Origin of the sequence: Microcoleus sp. B3-D2, from assembly GCF_036705345.1 — a bacterium.
Classification (GTDB): Bacteria; Cyanobacteriota; Cyanobacteriia; order Cyanobacteriales; family Microcoleaceae; genus Microcoleus.
The window spans coordinates 24424-38895 of sequence record NZ_JAUBUG010000065.1 but is presented as its reverse complement, the minus strand read 5'-3'; the positions used below and the strand labels follow the sequence as shown (position 1 = coordinate 38895).

At 43.8% G+C, this 14472-nt stretch carries 12 protein-coding genes; 6 read left to right on the top strand and 6 right to left on the bottom strand.

What is annotated here, in order from left to right; translation table 11 throughout:
- Positions 1 to 270: transposase (locus QUB14_RS21945; protein ID WP_333219213.1), on the bottom strand; the 270-nt coding region annotated here is incomplete at its 3' end.
- A gap of 63 nt (positions 271 to 333) precedes the next feature.
- On the opposite strand from QUB14_RS21945, the gene QUB14_RS21940 reads away from it, so the two are divergent.
- Entirely contained in the window at positions 334 to 456 is a 123-nt protein-coding gene (locus tag QUB14_RS21940; protein WP_333219211.1) for a hypothetical protein, read from the top strand.
- Between the two features lie 5 nt (positions 457 to 461).
- On the opposite strand, the gene QUB14_RS21935 is transcribed toward QUB14_RS21940, so the two are convergent.
- Both QUB14_RS21935 and QUB14_RS21930 read right to left on the bottom strand, forming a co-directional pair.
- Positions 462 to 2129: an alpha-amylase family protein gene (locus QUB14_RS21935; protein ID WP_333219210.1), complete on the bottom strand. Its 1668-nt coding sequence runs from the start codon at positions 2127 to 2129 to the stop codon at positions 462 to 464.
- A gap of 400 nt (positions 2130 to 2529) precedes the next feature.
- Positions 2530 to 3108 carry a DUF3611 family protein gene (locus QUB14_RS21930; RefSeq protein ID WP_333219208.1) on the bottom strand — a complete coding sequence of 193 codons (579 nt, stop codon included), beginning with the start codon at positions 3106 to 3108 and terminating at the stop codon, positions 2530 to 2532.
- 1658 nt (positions 3109 to 4766) lie between these two features.
- Here QUB14_RS21930 and QUB14_RS21925 point away from each other — a divergent pair.
- Both QUB14_RS21925 and QUB14_RS21920 read left to right on the top strand, forming a co-directional pair.
- Positions 4767 to 5618 carry a DUF1206 domain-containing protein gene (locus QUB14_RS21925; protein ID WP_333219206.1) on the top strand — a complete coding sequence of 284 codons (852 nt, stop codon included), beginning with the start codon at positions 4767 to 4769 and terminating at the stop codon, positions 5616 to 5618.
- A gap of 201 nt (positions 5619 to 5819) precedes the next feature.
- Complete coding sequence (locus tag QUB14_RS21920; protein WP_333219203.1) at positions 5820 to 6788, top strand: TIGR03885 family FMN-dependent LLM class oxidoreductase; 969 nt, start codon at positions 5820 to 5822, stop codon at positions 6786 to 6788.
- Between the two features lie 416 nt (positions 6789 to 7204).
- Here the strand turns inward: QUB14_RS21920 and QUB14_RS21915 are convergent, their stop codons facing one another.
- Complete coding sequence (locus QUB14_RS21915) at positions 7205 to 8098, bottom strand: DUF2382 domain-containing protein (RefSeq protein ID WP_333219201.1); 894 nt, start codon at positions 8096 to 8098, stop codon at positions 7205 to 7207.
- 857 nt (positions 8099 to 8955) lie between these two features.
- On the bottom strand, positions 8956 to 10194 hold the full coding sequence (locus QUB14_RS21910) for a HetZ-related protein (protein WP_333219199.1): 1239 nt from the start codon (positions 10192 to 10194) through the stop codon (positions 8956 to 8958).
- 43 nt (positions 10195 to 10237) lie between these two features.
- Between QUB14_RS21910 and QUB14_RS21905 the strand changes: the two genes are divergently transcribed.
- The 3 genes from QUB14_RS21905 to QUB14_RS21895 all read left to right on the top strand — a co-directional run bounded on the left by QUB14_RS21905 (position 10238) and on the right by QUB14_RS21895 (position 11335).
- A complete protein-coding gene (locus QUB14_RS21905) occupies positions 10238 to 10489 on the top strand; it encodes a hypothetical protein (RefSeq protein ID WP_333219197.1) in 252 nt (83 codons plus the stop codon).
- A gap of 199 nt (positions 10490 to 10688) precedes the next feature.
- On the top strand, positions 10689 to 10922 hold the full coding sequence (locus QUB14_RS21900) for a hypothetical protein (protein WP_333297320.1): 234 nt from the start codon (positions 10689 to 10691) through the stop codon (positions 10920 to 10922).
- 47 nt (positions 10923 to 10969) lie between these two features.
- Positions 10970 to 11335, top strand: a complete 366-nt coding sequence (locus QUB14_RS21895) for a DOPA 4,5-dioxygenase family protein (protein ID WP_333219193.1) — start codon at positions 10970 to 10972, stop codon at positions 11333 to 11335.
- An 84-nt stretch (positions 11336 to 11419) separates the two neighbouring features.
- On the opposite strand, the gene QUB14_RS21890 is transcribed toward QUB14_RS21895, so the two are convergent.
- On the bottom strand, positions 11420 to 14314 hold the full coding sequence (locus tag QUB14_RS21890; RefSeq protein WP_333219191.1) for a TPR end-of-group domain-containing protein: 2895 nt from the start codon (positions 14312 to 14314) through the stop codon (positions 11420 to 11422).
- Positions 14315 to 14472: the final 158 nt, after the last annotated feature.

The following is a 14472-nucleotide window of genomic DNA, read 5'->3' as shown; positions in this document are numbered from 1 at the left end:
GACCTGTGTTCGCGCTTGGGCGTGCAAGGTATCTCGAATCTGCTCTAACACGCCGTCTGAGCGCCACTGCTTGTAGTGCCAAAATACTGTGGAGTAGGGTGGCAGGTCTTTGGGCAGGTCACCCCAGTTGCAACCGTTCTTCAGTTGGTAGAGGATGCCGTTCAAGATTTGACGCTTTGTCCACCGAGGCGGTCTCGTTTGCTTTTTTTGAGGTAAGAGTGGCTCAATGATTTCCCACTCTAGGTCGGTTAGGTCGCTGGAGTATGCCATTTATGACTAATTTTAGCTCCTCATCCAAGATCCCAAATAGGTTCTATAGTACAGGAAACAACAATGTTACTTTACAAAATTGAGGATTTTAATCCCAACTACCGCCAAGCAGCTTTTGATGACGACGATATCAAAGGGCTGGATGTGTATGGCGGAAGTACCGTTGATAACTCCCATCAACATTAACTTTTTCAACCCAGGATTCGATTGACTCGAAACCAGCGATAGCCGTAGGCTTCTAAGGGAATAGAGGGCGAGTCGGCACCGAGAGATTCATACAGGCGATCGCCAAATAAATCGAACAAATGGCTGTATTCGTGAGATTTCAGCGTAGCGGTACAAGGTTTGTCGGCTAGATTGTGGACAGCAATCACCGTCCTGCCTTGCCAGTCGCAGCAGTGGGCTAAAACCGAGGGAGAGTCGGTTTCCAGAATGTGCCACTTGCCCCTACCCAACTCAGGACATTGCTTGCGGATGCTGATTGCACGTTCCATCCAGTTAATTAATGAGGCAGGATCGCGCTGCGCTGCGACGACATTGACTTGTTTGTAACCGTATTCTCCCTTGGCGATCGCAGGTCTGGCAAGGGCATCAGTTGCAGCCGTCGAGAAGCCACCATTCGCTGCATCTGACCATTGCATCACCGTGCGGACGCTGCCTCGACCTTCCAGCGAAAGATCGTCGCCCATGCCAATTTCTTCGCCATAGCGCAGCATGGGTGTACCAGGCAGGGTGAAAAGCAAGCTGTAGACCAGTTCAATCCGGCGGCGGTCACCTCCCAGCATCGGTGGTAAGCGACGACGAATCCCGCGCCCGAAAATTTGCATAGTTTTCTCGGGGGCAAACGCTGCAAAAATTTCCTCTCGTTCCGATGAAGTAATGCGGTCTAGCGTCAGTTCATCATGGTGGCGCACAAAATTAAGCCACTGACAAATATCAGGAATATCCGGTAAGGTTTTTAGTCCATCGCGCAGCGCTGTGGATTCTTGACGCGCCAGGGCCAAAAACAGATGCTGGTTCAGCAAAAAGTTGAACAGGATGTGCATTCTGTCGCCCTTAGCAAAGTAGATAGAAATTTGATCGCGATCGACATTTGCTTCTGCCAGCAACACTGCATCACCCCGACGCGATGACACAAACTCTCTCATTTCTTCCAAGAAACCTTGCAGGCTTTCGGGGTCTGCACCTTCGATGCCAATTCCTTTAATTAAAAAGGGAACAGCATCAATGCGAAATCCAGACACGCCCAGTTCTAGCCAGAAACCCATAATTTTGCAGATTTCTTCTCGTACCGCCGGATTGGCAATATTCAAATCTGGCTGTTCTTTATAGAAGTGATGCAAATAGTAAGCGTTTGCTTGTTCGTCGTACTCCCAAATACTGTCCTCGGCATCGGGAAACACCAGCGATTCTGGATCTGTTTTGGGTGGATTTTCTGACCACACGTAGTAATTGCGATACTTGGAGTTTTTATCGCTTTTGGCTGCAACAAACCAAGGATGCTGATTGGAGGTATGATTTACTACCAGATCGATCAGCACCCGAATTCCTCGTTCCCTTGCTTGGTGCATGAACTCGACAAAATCTCCCAGGGTTCCCAGTCTCGGATCGATGTTGTAGTAATCCATCACGTCGTAACCATTGTCGCGGTTAGGGGAAGGATAAAACGGCAGCAACCACAAACAAGTAATTCCTAGCGCGGATAAATAGTCTAGGCGGTTGATAAGTCCTTGAAAGTCTCCTACACCATCGCCGTCAGAGTCCATGAAGGTTTCAACATCGAGGGAGTAGACAATTGCGTTTTTATACCAGAGGTCTTTCATTGCAGTAAATTTATTAATAGAGAAACTGTGTAACATGGCTTTGTTCCGAAACCCGGTCACAGGGTTATTTAGGAAGCTGAATACCACGGTTATAGCTCATCTTTCGGAATATGAGTCTAAGTCCTGTTGTCCCAATTAAAAATATATTTATCCATCTAAAGGTAGATGAAATATCTATCAAAATAATAAATAAATTACGTTTTTTAAATAAAAAAACGGTAGATCGAGCTGACTACCATTAGCAAGATCGATCGCTACGAATTTCCGATTAGATGTTCATCCAAATAGCCAAGTTCTTTAGCTTGTAGCTGCACTGCCTTCGCTCTCTTTCACCAAGACAGTGCAAAACCACAAACATTAGTTATATCGGTCAGCCCTTGTCATTCCTAACAACCTAGGAGCTATGTTTGCCTTTAGCGATCGCTAATGCTGCCAACTACTCTTCTACCCAATTGAGTAACCCCAGAGAAGTAACAGCTCCAAAAAAGTGAGCGCCAATCAGATTGACGTTGGCCATCGTCACAAAAATATCTAGGGAACGAATCACATTTTCTGGCGCATAAGCTGCCATCGCTTGGGGCTGACTAAGAGTTTTTGCTAGGACTACAGCAACTGTTTCTTCAGAAGCAACAAACGCGATTAATACCCCCACCAAACTAGAAACTAATCCAATGCGTAAGGTGTGAGTAATATGTTCTTTGCTGGGATATACCTGGGAATTTTCGGCGTGCAAAAGTCGCCCTAAAAGCCTATAGCGAAAATCCCAAAAAATTCTAAAGCACAGCAATAACAGACCAACTACCGCTAAAAATATGCCGAACCCAATACCTGCATTATTATTGGTTTGATCGCTCATGTTGCGACCCAACATAGCAAACAATAAAACAATGCCGGAAACAGCACCCAAGAATAACTGTATCCAGAAGCTAAATCTACTAAACAAGCGAAAAGTTGCGACGAATTCTGTTTGGGTCAGCGGTTGCGACAGGGATTCTGGTTGATTCAGTTGAGTCATTATATACACCTTATTGCTGAATTGAGCGTCAAAGCAAACGACGTAAGAAATAGGTTCTGCTTGTCTTCCTGTCGCAAGCGATCGCCTTGTGGTTAGCTATTAGAGTTTTCCTGAAAAGTCAGTTAAGGGCAGGACAGGATGCCGGATGTTTGGGAACCGAATTCGGCAATTTCCGGTAAATCAAAGGTTGAACTCAACACAGGCACTGCCATTGTGGTTGATTTAATTTTCCTCAAATCCTCCCGGTTCTGAACAATCAACTTCTTGCGACAATGGGAATTTAAAGTCTTAAAAATCGACTTAGGCAAAACGTCTATTGTCTTTGTTCACCATTTCAAAATCTTGTTTCTATCTCTATTTAATCTAACTAGCCCAACCTTGCCATCTGTCTGATGCCATAAGAAAATATCCACCTGATGGGAGATGATTGAGGAAAAATTTATGATAATGGTTTGAGTTAAGTGCGAGCGATCGGACTATTGGCGATAAATGCTGGATTCCCAACTGCGGCACTGGGGCGCATCCATTCTTGCAACCTCCATAACCTAGTTAAGGCACCTATTCCAGATTTCCAACTATTCATATGCGAGTTTGGATCTATTCGTTGCAAGCAAGATTACCCGGACAAATTTTTGATCGCCTTCCCGTTATTGACGATTTAACCGAACAAAATTAAACAATTTTTATGTGAACCAATTCGCATATTTATCTGTTGTATTCCCACTATCTCAGCCTAATTATCCATAGCTTATTAATTATATTTTTGACCATGCTCCTGGTAAATCCGATGCCATACCGCCACGGAACTATCAGCCTTTTCCCGGCTTTTTACCGCCAGCGAACCGATGCAATTATTTCAAAATTATAAAATGGTTTAATGGGTTGGTTGGCAGGCATTGCATAAAGCATGAGTTTTATTGCTATAGCAATCCTTGCAGGAGTCCTAAATCTTTTACCCCACCCCAACCCTCCCCTTAGTAAGGGGAGGGAGTAAGAAATTTACAAATGATTTAGGCTTGCTATATTACGAGCCTTATTGGTTTCTTTACTTTGCAAGTGACACTGCTTTTTGTTAACGAGATTGTGGCATTTATATTCGCTTTTATTCCCTATATAAAAAAATTTTTAAGGGTAATTTCAGCACGGCTGCCTTTATTAGATTCGCCTGGGAAACCAGCCTAAGTGTTGTTGGTATATTTCCTAATTCCACAAATTGGATCAGGCTGTTTTGTCACGCCTATTATTCTGAATAAGCAGGTATATTTGCTTTCCAATTACACCTTAGCACTCAAGACATTATTTAGATTGTTATTGTTTTTTTGGGGATGATTTTTAACGCCGCCCATTCTAATTGTTATTAAAAGTTTGGTTAAAGAACTTTTAATCAAGGATATACTATATTGCTGGCAGACTGCTCCATCACGGAAGCTGTCTAATAGCCCATAAAGCTAGATTTGTCAAGGGTAATAAATGTGAAATCTCTCAATCAATCAACCGATGAAACTCCCGCTCAAGACTGATGAAAAATCTCTCTAAATAAGCTAATAATTAAACTTATAGATAATAACATAAATTATTTGTTTAAAAACTCAGTTAACGGGAAAGGAATTCACCATAGGCGTATGCCAGCAGTCGTTAACAACTAAAGTATAAAAAATATGAAACGGGACAACTCACCCACCGACAGCATTAAAGACTCAATTGGACAGGCAGCTTCTCATCCCTGGTTTGAGCGACTGGCAAGATTGGGATATGCTTCCAAAGGCTTAGTTTACTTTATTGTCGGTTTTCTAGCAGCACAAGCAGCCTTTAGTACGGGCGGCAGGACAACCGATACTAGCGGTGCATTATCAGAAATTGTTAACCAACCGTTCGGTAAAATTCTGCTATTTCTTGTAACGATTGGCATTATTGGTTATGCCCTTTGGCGTATCGTTCAGACAATTCTAGACCCAGAACACCAAGGACAGAAAATGGATGCCAAGCGAATTGCCCAACGCATTGGCTACGCCTTAAGTGCTTTAGCTTACGCAGGTTTGGCTTTAACGGCTGTAAAACTGATAATGGGTTCGGCCGTTAGTAAGAGCGATTCAACCGAAGATTTGACAGCCCAAATTTTAGCGCAACCGTTTGGACAATGGCTGGTAGGATTGGCGGGATCAATTGTTATTGGTGTAGGATTTTCTTATTTCTACGAAGCATATAAAGCCAAATTTCGCCGCCATTTCAAGCTAGATGAAATGAGCCAAACCGAGCAAAAGTGGGCGACACGGTTGGGTCGATTTGGAATTGCTGCCCGTGGAATTGTTTTCGTTATAATCGGTTTTTTCTTCATTCAAGCAGCAAGGCTATCGGATGCCAGTCAAACGAAGGGATTGGGCGAGGTGTTGGCAATTCTGGCACAACAGCCTTTTAGTCCAGTGATTTTGGCTCTCGTACCTTTGGGTTTAATTGCCTATGGCATCTACTCGGTAATTGAAGCTCGCTATCGGCGAATTTTCCGCTCATAAGCTTGCCCGTTATACGGAAAACTATGAATTTTGAGTACAAGATTATTTTTGGTGAAGTCAAAAGTTATCTAACTCAAAACTCAAAACTTTTACTAGGCGTCCTGATTTAATCACCTGCTTTTAAGTCGGGATATTTTAACTCAAAACTCAGGGCGGGCACGGGGGCACCGCCCCTACTCAACTCAAAACTCCTAAAAACTTATGGCACAAATTGGTTATCACGCTTCCCACGAACAGTTTAAGCCCAGCGAACTGCTGAAATATGTCCAAATGGCAGAACAAGCTGGCTTTACCCTTGCCCTTTCTTCCGATCACTTTCATCCTTGGAGTGAAGCGCAAGGACAAAGCGGTTTTGCTTGGTCTTGGTTGGGTGCAGCAATGCAAGCAACGCCGAGGCTTTCCTATCGGGTTGTTTGCGCTCCCGGACAGCGGTATCATCCGGCTATTATTGCCCAAGCTGCGGCCACGTTGGCAGAAATGTTTCCAAATCGTTTTTGGCTCACGGTTGGCACCGGTCAAGCGTTGAACGAACATATTACTGGGGATAAGTGGCCTACTAAGAGCGATCGCAACACACGCCTCAAAGAATGTGTCGATATTATCCGCGCCCTTTGGGCAGGAGAAACCGTCACCCATCGCGGTTTAGTGTGCGTAGAAGATGCAAAACTCTATACCCGCCCGGAAATTCTCCCATTAATTATCGGCGCGGCAGTTACCCCAGAAACCGCAGAATGGTTGGGCAGTTGGGCTGATGGATTAATTACTACTTCTCGTCCACCTGAAAAGTTAAAAAAAGTCGTTGATGCGTTTCGTCGCGGTGGCGGAGAAGGGAAACCAATGATTTTGAAAGTGCAGCTTTCCTATGACAGTAATGCAGAGAAAGCACTACAAGGCGCTCACGACCAATGGCGCAGTAACATCTTCAAAAGCAAAATGTTGACAGAACTGATAACACCCGATCAATTTGATGCCGCCGGGGAGTTTGTGCAACCAGAGGAGTTATATCAACACGTCCGCATCTCGGCAGACCAAGAGCAGCATATTGAATGGTTGCAAAAAGATATTGAATTGGGGTTCGATCAACTAATTTTGCACAACGTCAACCGAGAACAAGAGCAGTTTATTGAGGTGTTTGGCGAAAAAGTAGTCCCAGGGCTGACAACAAGTTGATTTGTAATTATGATGCTACTGATATCAATTCCGGCGGCGCCGGAATGATATCAAATCCGCGCTTCATCGTCGGCCGTAAAGTCGAATCAAGCTGCCAACAAATAATTCGCGCAATTTTCAGTTTTTTGACTCATATAGCAATCCTTGCAGGAGTCGTAAATTTTTGACCCCACCCCAACCCTCCCCTTATCAAGGGGAGGGAGTAAGAAATTCACAAATGATTTAGGATGGCTATAGATGCTAAACGACAAAGCTAAAAATGCTGTGCTTATATTAACGGCAAACGCCAGCAATTAGACATTATAAAGCTCCGATTTTTTTTAAGTGTAGTAATTTTATAGGTTCGTATTTGCGCTTCAACGCATATGTGGGCGAAGACAGCGCAACTACAAACCCTTGTTCAATTCATTCGCACTCTAACGCCCTTCCGTCTTCACGTCCAACTCTTCACGACGCAGTGTTTCGGTTGCTTCAACAATCTCCGTTTCAACTTCTTTCCTGATGTTAACTTCTTCGCGCACAAAAGCTTCTTTTTTGATATCGGCCGTCTCTTCGTAAACTTCCATACGCATCACCTTTTCCTGCTGGAAGGGAGTATCCCGAGTTACTGGCGCACCTGCATTTTCGGGAGTTATACTCTCAATTACAACTCGCTCTTTTTCTGTGGGAATTGAAACTCGTGCCGTTTCGGTTTCAACTCGCTTGCTAATTGCTACCTCGCCAGCTTTGTGACGGCTTTTCTCTGCAACCAGTCGTTCTTCGTAGAGTCGGAATTTGTGATGCTCGCGCTCGTTCATCTGATACAATTGAGGCTCTTGTTCGTAAGTGTAGGTGTTGCGGTCATGAGCAGCAGCCCTAGCTTGGTTAGAGACAGAACGCGGCATAGAAAGTGGTGCAGATGCCTCTAAAGGCAATGATGCTTCTACAGGTGCAGAGGCTTCTACAGGTAGAGTACGATAAACACCCCGCACTTGTTCTTCATAATCGTAATCAACCACCATCTCATCCTCATACCTGGGTAGTCTTTCTGCTTGGTCTTTACTCCTCAAACCCGTCGCGTAGATGCGTTCTGCATCAACATCCACTCGACAAAGAGCAACTGGAACTAATACCTTTTTGCCAAAGATCCAGAAACCCGTGTCAACAACAAAATATCGGAAACGTCCTGTCTCATCAACTAGCGCGGTATCGATGGAGCCAATCTTTTCATCTGTATTTCCAGCATAGATATCCAGACCTTTGATATCTTCGCCATTAAAAGCCGCTTCGCGGTAGTTGGGATTAAAATCTTCAATTTTGTAAAGTAACATAGGAATCCTTCCCTTTCTATCTACATCTACTTATGCCCCCATTTTAGATATAACTCAAATTAGATGCTTCCTTCTTATGAAGTATAAAATGAAACAAAATAGTAAGATGAGTATATTTATTTTGATTTTTTTATGTCTTTGGATAGATGAATTATCATTTTTATTCGCCTTACGCACCCTCAACTTTTACAATCGGTTTTTAACTGTTTTTATCAAAAAATAAAATTATAAGTTATAGTTTAATACGCGAAATTAACCGATATAAAATATTTTCTAGACCAATTTATTACTTTAAAACTATAGTTATGTGGGCATTGCATATATTCATAATCCTCAAGGAAAAACAAGAAAAGAATTCGGCTTTTTCTGTTTGAGCTAAAAAAGCCCCAAACGAATCGAAAGTTGAACATCTCTTTAAACTTGGAATAATAACATAAGGTCTTGCGATGTAACCCGCGCCAGATAATGTCTGGACTCCGGTGTTATGCCCTTCGACCGCAAGCCCTAAATATCATTATGAATATATGCAATGCCTCCTCTTCAGCAAGCAATTTCCCATAACTGACGACTAATGACTAATAAAAACAAATTCCCCGGCCTAACCAGGGAACGAAAGATATTAAAAAAAGTAATAATGACTAATAAAAACAAATTCCCCGGCCTAACCAGGGAACGAAAGATATTAAAAAAAGTAATGTTGTTTTAATAAATTGAATATGCCAAAAAGCGGCGATAAGTTAGTAGCAGCCCTTGTTGAGTTGAGAGCGGACGCCGGGGCGGGCATTCCTGTGCAGGTGCCGCACCCGATCGCATTTTCCAGTCTCAAGAAAACAGTTGCATTCATATTTGAGCACCAATTAAGCTTGGCTGCTGTTGCGAGTCTGGCTAGCCAGCTCCAACAGTTGCGCCCAGCGTTTTTGGACTTGTTTGGGGGTGCATTTGAGCGCGGTGGCGATCGCCTTGTCGCTTTCTTGATTCCGCTTCATTTGTAACAGTTGCTGCATTTCAGGCGACAGTTGAGCGCGAAATGCTTCCCATTTGTCCGAAGTCATTCCCAGCTTTTGATCCACATCAGCACCCAGCCATTCGTGGACGAGTTTCCAATTTTGAGTGCGGGCAAATTTTTCGACGTGGTACTTGAAACGTTGTTGCAAGTAGTCGCGCTGGCGGGAAGACAAACCGAGGGCGCGGTCAATTTCCGAAGCCGAAAGGTCTTGCAATTTTAAAGTTAAGTAATTCACGCATTCTGGCTGATTTTGCGATTCCAGATAGGCGATCAATTCCGAGACTACTCGATCGCGCAGCACAGCATCAGCCGGATCGACAGTTTCCGATACCATTTGCTCGCGCACTTGTTGCAGCGCCGGAGAGCGGCTGTACATTTCGGCTTCTTCTCCCTTGCCGGATTCTACAGCCATTTCAATGTCGATCGCAGTTTCCGGAGGTTGGCCCTTGGCAAATCCTTGAGCGCGCAACACGATCAGGCGCTGGCGGTTGCGGCCGGGCAAACCGATTTGGCGCTTGGCGTAGTGTTCGGTAAAAGCCATGTACTCAGCCAATTCTAGCTGCGTGCGGGGCTGGTAGGTGGCATCAAGTTGGTGTTCGCGGCGGAAAGCTCGCAGAGATTCGATGTAAAAGCCTTGCAAAAAGTCTTCAATCATGTTGTAGCGAGCTTGGAAGTTCAAGTTCGAGCGGAAAGAAGCAACATGGCGGTAAATCATAGCCGCGAGGTGAGAGTGCAGTTCGACGCGGCCTTGTTTGGAACCGAGGCGGTAGTATTGCAGGATTTTTTGCAACCGGTGCTCGGCCAAGGTGATTTGCCAAGCTTCAACTTCGCCAGAAATTTGGATGCGATCGCTTTTTTGGCAAATCCGTTCGACTTCCTTAGCAATCCGCATCGCCACTGCTTGAGCGCTGCGGCTGGCAGTTTTCATTTCCGCTTGCAATTCTTTGAGGGCGAAGTTAGCCAAAGCGAGCATATCGATGCTGGGAAGAGAATTGATTTCGGCGGTTTGTTCGCTGGATGCAGCCGGAATGCTGTTGAGGTCAGAAGCGGTGTTGCAGTTGACGGTGTTGGTGGCAGCTTTGAGAGTCATGGCGTTTATCGGGTGGTAGGGCACAGCGGGTGTGCGAGGACATTTGTCAGAGAGTGAGGTGGCAGTTGCTGGCGGTTTCGCTTGCTGTGCTGATTCAACTCTCTATACATTGAATGTTACGGAAGTAGAGATAACCGCAGTGATGCCAGTGTTCCACTCTCTCATGCAACAGTTTTTGGCTGCTGAATCTGATTCTAAGCGCTGGCTGTGGAAGATTGATTTTATTGCCGTTAAAGCCTTACTGTACAAGCATTCTGAGCTGTTATTTTGGTGGGGCGATCGCGAAAAAGATTGACGGTGTTCCAGGGCCGCTGAGTGGACGATTTACAAACTGGTTTTTTAAGGGTTTGATGTTCTGGAATCGGGATGGGAGAAAATGTAGCGAAAACCCATGTCTTCTGAACCTACGCAACAGCAGTTAGGAAACCCGGTCGATCTGCAAATTTGATCTGATGGCAGAAGGAATAAAGAATAAGCACAGTATTGTGTAGGGTGTGCACCGCAACCGATATCAACCCTTAAATCACCGCATTGGGAAACTGATGGAGTATTTCACGTTTCCCAATGTCAAGAGTGTGCTGCGAGATTTGTACGGTATGGAACCGAAAGTGCTGTCGCCTGTTGGGCAAAATGCGATCGCACTTATTGCGATTAAAGCTGCGGCGGGGCGAGTGCGAACAACGCTGCTGGCTGAATTTCGCAGTTTACTGCAAGTCAAGTTAACCTAAAGTTAACAGCCGTTTTGTGCAGATGTCGGCTCAATCACCCACTAAAAATGATGAAAGAAGACACCATCGAAATTGTTGGTTTTCACGCCCATATTTACTTCGACACTGATAGCCGCGATGCTGCAGCGCGCGTGCGTCAAGGATTGAGTCGGTTTGAGGTACAGCTCGGGCGCTGGCATGACAAACCCATTGGCCCCCACCCCCAAGCAATGTATCAAGTTGCATTTTTACCGCAGCAGTTTGGCAAAGTCGTTCCCTGGTTAATGCTTCATCGCGAGGAACTAGATATTCTCGTTCATCCCGAAACAGGCGACGATGTTGAAGACCACACGACACATTCTTTGTGGCTGGGAGAGAAACTACAGTTGAATGTCGAATTTCTGCGACCTAAAACCACCAATGTGAGTTTCTAACTCATCGCTCTCTAATTGCTATATGTAGATCAAATACTACTTGCTGGGTGCGGAGCTACCGAAGAAACCAGAGCGGTTGGGAACTCAAGTGCGATCGACATCAATTGAAGATAGATCGCGACTCGGACTCTCTCCCACTAAGGAAATAAACTGCTCGTCATTCCGCAAGGAGTCAAAGTCGGGGTTCCATCGAGCTTCCACACAACAACGGCGCGGAGCGATCTGGATTGCTTGTTGAAGCGCAGCAATAGCTTGCTCGGTGTCACCTTGTCGGGCATAGCAACAGGCTTTTCCGTAGTAACCTTCCTCATTTTCTGGATGTTCGCGAATCACTCGATCGAACAATTTCATAGCTTGTGAGTATTCGCCTGCACGGGAGAGAACGATTCCTTTATTAACGAGTAATATAGGTTCATTTCCTCCTAACTCAATTGCGCGATCGCAACTCTTGATCGCGGCTGGATAATCCCCGATTAGGCTTAAATTTAAACCTTTGTGAATATAAAAAAAATAGTCTTTATAATTTATTTTACTAGCTTGTTCGTTACTAAGAAGTGCGTCATTATAGCGTCTTAAATAATATAGTAAAATACTTTTTATCAAGTAATTAATATCGGGATTTACTGGATCGATTTCAATAACTTTGTTGATACTAGCTAGGGCTTCTTCATAGCGTTCTAAATTATCATACAATATCTTACACTTGAGGCGGTAATAGTTAGATTTTTCTGATTCGATTTCAATAACTTTTTGATCACCTTTTAAAGATTTTACTGATTGACTATTGATTGCGTAATAATTAGAGTTTTCTGAATCTATGTTAATAGCTTTATTGATACTAAATAGTGCTTCTTCATAGCATTCTAAATTATCCAGTATTTTACTTTTTAGATAGTAATATTTAGAGTTCTCTGAGTCAATTTCAATAGATCTGTTGATACTAATTAATGCTTGTTCGTGTGAATTCTTTGAACCAAAAGCGGCAGCAAAATCAAAGAAAATGTTACCTATAAAATGAGTATTTCCTAAATCTCTTAGTGTCTCAATTTCTGCATAAGCTTGATTCAAAAGACTTAAAGATACCTTGTGGTCGCTATAACTCCGGAGACTGTGACTTACCAGAGCCGTACACTTTGCTAAACCTGTTAAATTCTGAGTTTCACGGAAGCAAACCTTTAGTCCCGACTCAATTTGGGACTTAACTTGACTCGAAACTTCTTCTCCCTGGCTCTTAATGCTAATGCTATAGTTTTTTTCAGGCCTACCGATGGCGCACCATCCAAATACGATAGTTTTCTCTATGCTGTCTAGAAAATTCTGAAGATCTGCCCGCAATAGTTTGTTTTCTTTTAGTTCTGCTTCTGAGGCAATTGTCAAAAAAGCACTTATTGCAATTAATGGTTTCTTCAAATAAGCTCCTTCAAAAAAACAAGTTAATAGTTGACGTTTTCCTTCAGTATTTTTGGCAAATAGTCTGTGATAAATGACTTCTATCATCAGCTCCTGCCATTCGGAATTTTCATATTTATCTAGGGGAGAGCGATCTGGTGATACTTCTCTATCGGCGAGCTGCTCAAAATAATCGGCTATCCAATTGTGGATTCGGCAAAATTTTTGTTTATCTTCTTGATGCTGTGTTTCCCGAATCACGCTTCTGGCAACATCATCAATCCGATATGAACCGTCAGAAATTGTAAAATCACGCTCTGTCAACCACTTAAACCAATTAATTCCATTACCGAATGGAATATTAGCTTCTCCAAACTCTTGCAGCAAAGCTTGAATTAACTGTTGATCGAACCAACGGCAGTGAGCTGCCAGTTTTACCACTCGTTGTTCAGTTTCATTCAACCCATCTAGAAGTAAGTTCACCATGCCAGATTGTTCGCCCGACAAGGTGATTGCTCCATCATTTTCCTTTTGCTTTTTCAGTAAATTTAAGTAGTAAGGATATCCTTGAGTTGCACGCCAAATCCGCCTCACCTTATCTGTATTGGTCACTCCAATATTTTTAAGATATTGTTGAGTTTCTTGTGGGCTGAATTTAGCGAGAGAATATTCTCGGATTAGCGGAACTCCCCTATCTTGAAATTTATGCTGATAACGTCCATGACTCAGCTTGTAGCGTCCCGCCATCGCAATTCGGACTGGAAAATCTTTCAATGGCGTATCTTTGAGTAATTCATTACCCAAAAATTCATTAAAATCTTTCTGTGCTTTTTCATAGGTATCCAGCCATAACACGATCGGCATCTCTTGCGACAACTGAATCAAGGTTTGTGCAAAAGCCTGAGTGAGCTTTTGCTGTGGATCGAGCATGAGATCTCGCAAGCTCATCTTTTCCTGTGTTGATCCTTGCGTAGCTGGATGTTGCCTCAAAAGTTTCTCGAAGCGCTCTCTTGTTGAAAGCGGATTAAACCTGGATTCATCCTCGGTGACGATCGAACTTCGCGCCACTCCCATATATTCCCGAACCAAACTACTCTGCTCAGCGCTCACTATTTGAGTTTCTGCCGCAGCCTCAGTTTCCAGTCGTAGTAGCGTTTCTTGGTACTGTTGATACCGAACTGTGAAGAGATCTGCCTCTGGCTGATGAATTAACAATTGCTGGTGTAAGTGTTTCATCAGTTCGATGGGTTTACTCAATCGGCTGTTGTTAAAATCAGCCTCCAGAAATTTCACGTTTCCGTGGTGCCGACTTTTTAACTCATGTAGTAAGGTAGATTTGCCAATTCCCCCAATTCCATACGCATAAAACATCAACGGTTCGGAGTTGGGTTGCTCAATCGCCTTATCAAAATCATCCAGAAACCGTTTGGTCGAATGGCGAGAAACGAAAAAACCTGGGCGGCGAGGTTTTGAGGCTTTTTCCCGACCTAAATTTGCGGAACAGGACTGTCCTAAAGCAGTTGAGATCGGCGATCGCGCTTTCGGGTTTTTGATGAAGGTTTGGGGATTTGCGCTATCGATATTGCTCAACGTCGCTTTTTGAGGGGAAGCCTTGGACTGGAAATATTCGTTAATCTTATCCCTCAGTTTAGAAAGCTCTAAAAATTCGTCATCATCTTGCCAATCTGACTTCTCCAGGACGCTAACAAAAGCATCGACAAAATCACCATCACCTGCTTCTGTATCTG

Coding starts and splice junctions, on each gene's coding strand:
- QUB14_RS21940 (WP_333219211.1), top strand. CDS start 334: ATGTTACTTTACAAAATTGAGGATTTTAATCCCAACTACCGCCAAGCA.
- QUB14_RS21935 (WP_333219210.1), bottom strand. CDS start 2,129: ATGTTACACAGTTTCTCTATTAATAAATTTACTGCAATGAAAGACCTC.
- QUB14_RS21930 (WP_333219208.1), bottom strand. CDS start 3,108: ATGACTCAACTGAATCAACCAGAATCCCTGTCGCAACCGCTGACCCAA.
- QUB14_RS21925 (WP_333219206.1), top strand. CDS start 4,767: ATGAAACGGGACAACTCACCCACCGACAGCATTAAAGACTCAATTGGA.
- QUB14_RS21920 (WP_333219203.1), top strand. CDS start 5,820: ATGGCACAAATTGGTTATCACGCTTCCCACGAACAGTTTAAGCCCAGC.
- QUB14_RS21915 (WP_333219201.1), bottom strand. CDS start 8,098: ATGTTACTTTACAAAATTGAAGATTTTAATCCCAACTACCGCGAAGCG.
- QUB14_RS21910 (WP_333219199.1), bottom strand. CDS start 10,194: ATGACTCTCAAAGCTGCCACCAACACCGTCAACTGCAACACCGCTTCT.
- QUB14_RS21895 (WP_333219193.1), top strand. CDS start 10,970: ATGATGAAAGAAGACACCATCGAAATTGTTGGTTTTCACGCCCATATT.